The sequence below is a fragment of the Vibrio jasicida CAIM 1864 = LMG 25398 genome, from assembly GCF_000400365.1.
Taxonomy (GTDB): domain Bacteria; phylum Pseudomonadota; class Gammaproteobacteria; order Enterobacterales; family Vibrionaceae; genus Vibrio; species Vibrio jasicida.
The window spans coordinates 1-7,392 of the sequence record NZ_BAOG01000202.1; the positions used below are offsets into that span (position 1 = coordinate 1).

General features: G+C 46.1%; 5 protein-coding genes. 4 read left to right on the forward strand and 1 reads right to left on the reverse strand.

All coding sequences use genetic code 11. The features are described 5' to 3' along the window. Window positions 1-307, reverse strand: a 307-nt coding sequence (locus VJL_RS26670; RefSeq protein ID WP_038882371.1) for an Ohr family peroxiredoxin, incomplete at its 3' end; no start/stop codon positions are given. A 137-nt stretch (window positions 308-444) separates the two neighbouring features. Here VJL_RS26670 and ohrR point away from each other — a divergent pair. The 4 genes from ohrR to VJL_RS26690 all read left to right on the forward strand — a co-directional run bounded on the left by ohrR (window position 445) and on the right by VJL_RS26690 (window position 4,370). Continuing rightward, window positions 445-903 carry a transcriptional regulator OhrR gene (gene ohrR, locus VJL_RS26675; protein ID WP_005383518.1) on the forward strand — a complete coding sequence of 153 codons (459 nt, stop codon included), beginning with the start codon at window positions 445-447 and terminating at the stop codon, window positions 901-903. A gap of 305 nt (window positions 904-1,208) precedes the next feature. Then, a complete protein-coding gene (gene ahpC, locus VJL_RS26680) occupies window positions 1,209-1,766 on the forward strand; it encodes an alkyl hydroperoxide reductase subunit C (RefSeq protein ID WP_005374632.1) in 558 nt (185 codons plus the stop codon). A gap of 335 nt (window positions 1,767-2,101) precedes the next feature. Beyond that, window positions 2,102-3,670 carry an alkyl hydroperoxide reductase subunit F gene (ahpF, locus tag VJL_RS26685; RefSeq protein WP_005374617.1) on the forward strand — a complete coding sequence of 523 codons (1,569 nt, stop codon included), beginning with the start codon at window positions 2,102-2,104 and terminating at the stop codon, window positions 3,668-3,670. Window positions 3,671-3,983: 313 nt separating this feature from the next. Beyond that, window positions 3,984-4,370 carry a hypothetical protein gene (locus VJL_RS26690; RefSeq protein ID WP_038882372.1) on the forward strand — a complete coding sequence of 129 codons (387 nt, stop codon included), beginning with the start codon at window positions 3,984-3,986 and terminating at the stop codon, window positions 4,368-4,370. The last annotated feature ends 3,022 nt before the right edge of the window (window positions 4,371-7,392 follow it).

Consider the following 7,392-nt stretch of genomic DNA (forward strand, 5'->3'; position numbering starts at 1 on the left):
TGTCTAGCTCTACCGCTAGGCTCACTGTTAGTGCAAAGCCGCCGTTATCGTTCGGGCCGATGCCCACTTGCGCTGTTACGGGTGCACTTTTCAGGTTTACTTTACCTTCACGTGCTACGTGCAGAATCGCGTTAGAAAAACACGCCGAATAGCCCGCTGCAAAAAGCTGTTCTGGGTTAGTTGCTGCGCCTGTGCCGCCCATTTCCTTCGGGTATGACAGCTCTAGTTCGAGAAGACCGTCATCAGTTTTTACTTGACCATTACGACCAGCCAAAGCGGTAGCTTGAGTTTTGTATAGAGTAGTCATGCGAGTGTCCTTCTTAATTTAAGTTGCGCACAATTTAATTGCTTACAATCTTATATCGAAGTAAAGATCGTTTGCAACTATATTGTGCACAATTTATTTTGTAATTCTCTTTCTCTGTGAGCAGGTAGGCAACGCCAATGAGCCAGTGTTACACCGACAACACCATGACAGACGACGATAAACTCTTACTCGAAAACCAAGTTTGCTTCCCGCTCTACAGCGCAGCAAATGCAGTGATCCGAGCATACCGCCCGTTGCTGGACGAGCTTGATCTGACTTATTCGCAGTACTTAGTGATGATGGTACTGTGGGAGAAAGACGGTGCCAGCGTAAAAGAATTGGGGTCTCAACTGCATTTGGACTCAGGCACACTCACGCCACTACTTAAACGCTTAGAAGCAAAAGGCTATGTAGAGCGCGGCCGAAGTGAAACCGATGAACGCGTTCGCGTACTCAACCTAACAGAACAAGGTCGTGATCTTAAGGAACAAGCCAAGTCAGTGCCAAACGCCATGATGTGTAAAATCACCTTAGAGCTAGATGAAATGATCATGCTGAAGAAGCTGTGTGGCAAAGTGCTCGATAATCTGAGCTAACAAAATAGAAGCATCCGCTTCCCCACTTCCTATTAGAAAGAGCCTGCCGAGATGCAGGCTCTTTCGATCTTAGCCAGACGATCCACTTAAGGTCATCATCGGTATTCTCTATTGCTAATCCGCCTTCATCTTCAATAAAACCTATCAAAGCAAACTCACTTACATCGGATTTCCCTATCAAGTGAAATAGGAAATGGCTATCAATAGGATAGTTACAAGCGATTTTCCTTAAACACACTCCGATGAGAATATACTTTCCGAAAGCAACAACAGCTCAGCTTAAAACATTCAAAGGAAAGTAAATTATGATTAATACTCAAATCAAACCATTTGCAGCTACAGCGTACAAAAACGGCGAATTCGTTGAAGTAACAGAACAAGACGTTCTAGGTAAATGGGCAGTATTCTTCTTCTACCCAGCAGACTTTACGTTTGTATGTCCAACAGAACTGGGCGACCTAGCAGACCACTACGAAGAGCTACAAAAACGTGGCGTAGAAGTTTACTCAGTATCAACTGACACACACTTCACTCACAAAGCATGGCACGACAGCTCAGACACAATCGGTAAGATTCAGTACTACATGCTTGGCGACCAAACAGGCAACATCACAAACAACTTCGGTGTGATGCGTGAAGGTCAAGGTCTTGCAGACCGTGCAACGTTCCTAATCGACCCAGAAGGTACTATCCAAGCAATGGAAATCACTGCTGAAGGTATCGGTCGTGACGCAGAAGACCTACTACGCAAAGTGAAAGCAGCTCAATACGTAGCAGCGCACCCAGGCGAAGTTTGCCCAGCTAAATGGAAAGAAGGTGAAGAGACACTAGCTCCATCACTAGACCTAGTTGGCAAAATCTAAGCCACTGAAATTTAAGTTCTAATCAGTTCCCGATTTCCTTTTTCTGATTAGAACTGAATTAGAGAGCACTTCAGGTTAGATACCTTGACGACCTTCTGCCTGATTTGCTCTCTCCCCCTCAGGTTTTATCTACAGTAACCACTTTTTATTACCTATCTGAATAAGTAGGTGTGCAGTAATTGCGTAGAAAAAATCGTTTAGAACCAGGCATAGATTTTCGATAGCTAGTTCCCCTAACTACAAAATCTATAACGCAGTTATCAACGATTTTGGCTAGCAAGAATGAACAAATACTTGTTTTGATTGGTAACTATTTAATTAAGGTAGTAACAACTATGTTAGACCAAGCGATCCAACAACAACTCAAACAATATCTGGCTAATGTAAAAGAAGAAGTTCGTTTAGTGGTTAGTCTAGATGAAAGCAAAGCATCGAATGACATTTTGTCTCTAGCGAACCAAATCGCAGAGATGAGCGACCTAATCACCGTTGAACGTGACGACAACGCAAGCGCACGTAAACCAGTGATGGCGGTAACTAACCCAGCAAAAGGCACAGCACTACGCTTTGCAGGCTTGCCAATGGGTCACGAATTTACCTCTCTAGTATTGGCACTGCTTCATTCGGGCGGTCACCCAATCAAACTAGAACCAGAAGTGATTGAGCAAATCGCAGCACTAGACAAAGATCTAGACGTAGAAATCTTCATTTCACTATCGTGCCAAAACTGTCCGGACGTGGTTCAAGCGTTCAACATGATGGCGGCGATCAACCCGAAAGTAAAAGCAACCATGATCGACGGTGGTTTGTTCCAAGATGAAGTGAAACAACGCGACATCATGGCTGTACCAAGTGTATTCGTGAACGGTGAGCTATTCGGTCAAGGTCGTATGTCTCTGACTGAAATCCTAAACAAAGTGGATGACGGCGCAAGCGAGAAAGCGGCGAAAGCACTAAGCGAAAAAGACCCATACGACGTACTTGTTGTCGGCGGTGGCCCTGGTGGTAGCGCAGCTGCTCTATACGCCGCTCGTAAAGGTATTCGTACTGGCGTTGTTGCTAAGCGTTTTGGTGGTCAGGTTATGGACACCATGGCAATCGAGAACTTCATTTCGGTGAAACGCACTGAAGGTCCAAAACTAGCAACTGACCTAGCAGAACACCTAAAAGAATACGACGTAGACGTCGTGACTGAGCAACAAGCTGAGAAGCTAATGGGCGCAGCACACACAGAAGATGGTTTGATTCACATCCAACTTGAAAGCGGCGCAACGCTGAAGAGTAAGAGTGTCATCCTTAGCCCTGGTGCACGCTGGCGTGAAATGAACGTTCCGGGTGAGCAAGAGTACCGCAACAAAGGCGTCGCGTACTGCCCACACTGTGACGGCCCACTGTTCAAAGGCAAGAAAACTGCGGTTATCGGTGGTGGTAACTCAGGCATCGAAGCAGCTATCGACCTTGCTGGTATCGTAGAGCACGTAACGGTTCTTGAATTCGCAGACGTACTTCGCGCAGACCAAGTGCTTATCGACAAAGCGAACTCACTACCAAACGTAGACATCATCACGATGGCGCAAACAACAGAAGTAGTAGGCGACGGTACTCGCGTAACAAGCTTGAAGTACAAAGACCGCAACACAGATGAAATCAAAGAGATTGAACTGTCAGGTATCTTTGTTCAAATCGGCCTAGTACCAAACACAGAATGGCTAAAAGATTCAGAAGTAGCGCTATCTGAGCGTGGCGAAATTGAAGTCGGTAGCCGTGGCGATACTAGCCTAGAAGGTGTCTTCGCAGCTGGTGACGCAACAACCGTTCCTTACAAACAGATCATCATTGCGATGGGTGAAGGTGCAAAAGCAAGCTTAGGCGCATTTGACTACCTAATCCGTAAGCAAGGTTAATCTCCAATTTCTTGAGCACAAAGCGCACGGTGCTGTGTTTTCTTCCCCGGAAAACCAATCCGGGCACCGTGACAGCGATGAGTAACAAGAAATAAAATCAAAAAACCTAGAAGCCCAAAGACTTTGCCAGCTGGTATTAACTGCTGGCTTTTTTGGTTTTTGGGGGAGTACTACTGAGAAGGGTAGAAAATAGCCTCCTTTCTCGAAGTCTAACTTTCATACTAAGCCTATAACTAATTGATATTCGTTTGACTACTTCTGGTAAATAGCGCATAAATCCAGCTTTGATCATCTAACTTTCTTTAGGAAAAACATGTCAATCGATAACATAGGTCCAATATCTGCTCATGTGAGATACCAAGATATGTCTGATGAACAGGTTTATCATTTTGCGGCAGCTTCCGACTTTAAAGATGGAACAGAAAAGTTAGCTTTGCTGGAGTTAGAAAGACGACGCAGAATTGCAGATAACGCTCATAATAAGAGAATGTTGACTTTAACGATTGTAGGAACAATCTTTGCCTCTATTATCGGTGCAGCTGCAGGTCTTGGGGGGAATCTCCTAATAACTCAAGATGAGCTAACAAAAGCTAAATCTGAAATAAAACAAAAAGATGGGATGATAAAACTTCTAGAAAGAAAGCTTCAGATCGCTAAGGAAGGCGATCCTGAACACTCGCTTAGGCTACTTCAAAAATGACGATGGGAAAACGCTGAGCTCACAGCAGAAAAGAACACTCTCCCCCTTGATAACCACATCCAAATGCATGACAAACCATGTCGAGAAAAGGGGGAGTTGGAGGGGGTTGCAAACATGTAACCCAATATTCAGCTTCAAACCAGCAACCCCACCTAACCTCCCCTTGTATCAAACTCTGAAGATCTCAATACTCCGAGCTCAAAGGGGAGGGACTGATTTCGTGTTCGCAGATAGTTCAGTTCACAATGCAACATAACAACACACTGAAAGTAGATTCTGAATACTCGCTTAGGCTCTTTCAGAATGACGATGGGAAAGCACTGAGCTCACCGCAGAAAAGAGAACCCTCCCCCTTGATAACCACATCCAAATGCGTAGCAACTCAAGTCGAGAAAAGGGGGAGTTGGAGGGGGTTGCAAGCACATAACCCAACATTCAACCTCAAACCAGCAACCCCACCTAACCTCCCCTTATATCAAACTCCGAAACTTTCAATACTCCGAGATCAAAGGGGAGGGAATGGTTCTGCATTCGCGGATAATTCAATTCACAACGCAACATAACAACGCGCTAGAAGTAGATTCTGAATACTCGCTTAGGCTCCTTCAGAATGACGATGGGAAAGCACTGAACTCAAAGCAGAAAAGAACAGCCCTCCCCCTTGATAACCACATCCAAATGCGTAGCAACTCAAGTCGAGAAAAGGGGGAGTTGGAGAGGGTTGCAAGCACATAACCCAATATTCAGCCTCAAACCACCAACCCCACCTAACCTCCCCTTGTATCAAACTCCGAAGCTCTCAACACTTCGAGCTCAAAGGGGAGGGACTGGTTCTGCACTCGCGGATTATTCAATTCACACTGTCAGCATCACAACGCGTTGAAAATTGATTCTGAATACTCGCCTAGGCACCTTCAGAATGACGACGGGAAAGCGCTGAACTAAAAGCAGAAAAGAAAACCCTCCCCCTTGATAGCCGCATTCAAATGCTCGGCAAATCATGTCGAGAAAATGGGGAGTTGGAGGGGGTTGTAAGCACATAACCCAACATTCAACCTTAAACCAGCACCCCCACCTAACCTCCCCTTGTATCAAACTCCGAAACTCTCAACACGCAGAGCTCAAAGGGGAGGAACTGGTCCTGCAATCGCGGATAACTCAATTCACAACGCCAGCATCACAACGCGCTGATAGTAGATTCTGAATACTCGCTTAGGCTCCTTCAGAATGACGGTGAGAAGCACTGAGCTCACAGCAGAAAAGAACACTCTCCCCCTTGAGAACCGCATCCAAATGCATGGCAATTCATGTCGAAAAAAGGGGGAGTTGGAGGGGGTTGCAAGCACCTAACCCAACATTCAACCTCAAACCACCAACCACCAACCACCAACCCCACCTAACCTCCCCTTGTATCAAACTCCAAAGCTCTCAACACTCCGAGCTCAAAGGGGAGGAACGGGTTTCGTGTTCGCAGATAGTTCAATTCACAATACAACATCACAACGCGCTGAAAACAGATTCTGAATACTCGCTTAGGCTCCTTCAGAATGACGGTGGGAAATCCTGATCCCACAGCAGCAAAGAATAACCCTCCCCCTTGATAACCACATCCAAATGCTTGGCAAACCATGTCGAGAAAAGGGGGAGTTGGAGGGGATTGCAAACACATAACCCAACATTCAGCTTCAAACCAACAACCCCACCTAACCTCCCCTTGTATCAAACTCCAAAACTCTCAGCACTCCGAGATCAAAGGGGAGGGACTGATTCTGCATGCGCGGGTAATTCAATTCACAATGCCAACATCACAACACGCTGAAAGTAGACTCTGAATACTCGCTTAGGCTCCCTCAAAATGACGCTGGGAAGCACTGAGCTCAACACAGCAAAGAATCCCCTCCCCCTTGAGAACCGCATTCAAATGCTTGGCAAACCATGTCGAGAAAAGGGGGAGTTGGAGGGGGTTGCAAACACCTAACCCAGCATTCAGATTCAAACCACCAACCCCACCTAGCCTCCCCTTATATCAAACTCCGAAGCTCTCAACACATCGAGTTCAAAGGGGAGGGACTGGTTCTGTGCTAGCGGATAATTCCGTTCACAATGCAACATCACAACGCGCTGAAAGTAGATTCTGAATAATCGCTTAGGCTCCTTCAGAATGACAGTGGGAAAGCCTGATCTCACAGCAGCAAAGAATAACCCTCCCCCTTGACCACCACATTCAAATGCTTGGCAAACCACGTCGAGAAAAGGGAGAGTTGGAGGGGGTTGCAAGCACATAACCCAACATTCAGCTTCAAAACATCAACCCCACCTAACCTCCCCTTATATAAAACTCCGAAGATCTCAACACATCGAGCTCAAAGGGGAGGGACTGGTTCTGCACTGACGGATAATTCAATTCACACTGTCAGCATCACAACGCGCTGAAAATAGATTCTGAATACTCGCTTTGGCTCCTTAAGAACGACGGTAGGAAGGCACTGAGCTCAAAGCAGAAAAGAATATCCTCCCCCTTGATAACCACATTCAAATGCTTGGCAAACCATGTCGAGAAAAGGGGGAGTTGGAGGGGGTTGCAAGCACCTAACCCAACATTCAGCCTCAAACCAGCAACCCCACCTAACCTCCCCTTGTATCAAACTCTAAAGCTCTCAACACTCCGAGCTCAAAGGTGAAGGACTGATTCTGCATGCGCGGATAATTCAATTCACAACGCCGGCATAACAACGCGCTAGAAGTAGATTCTGAATAATCGCTTAGGCTCCTTCAGAATGACGCTGTTCGTTTAGTTCTCTCTTTCCGTCATTCCCGCGAACCTAGGTGAGACTGGGAATCTACTCACAACAAACTCGATCGAAAATGATTAGCAAGAACACGAACAAACAAAAGGTAAAAGAAGGTTGCAAGCACCTTACCCAGCATTCAGCATCAAACCACCAACCCCACCTAACCTCCCCTTGTATCAAACTCCGAAACTCTCAAAGCAACGAGCTCAAAGGGGAGGAACGGGTTCTGT

Bases quoted from the DNA above. Each gene is read 5' to 3' on its own strand.
- ohrR (WP_005383518.1), top strand. From the start codon at position 445: ATGAGCCAGTGTTACACCGACAACACCATGACAGACGACGATAAACTC.
- ahpC (WP_005374632.1), top strand. From the start codon at position 1,209: ATGATTAATACTCAAATCAAACCATTTGCAGCTACAGCGTACAAAAAC.
- ahpF (WP_005374617.1), top strand. From the start codon at position 2,102: ATGTTAGACCAAGCGATCCAACAACAACTCAAACAATATCTGGCTAAT.
- VJL_RS26690 (WP_038882372.1), top strand. From the start codon at position 3,984: ATGTCAATCGATAACATAGGTCCAATATCTGCTCATGTGAGATACCAA.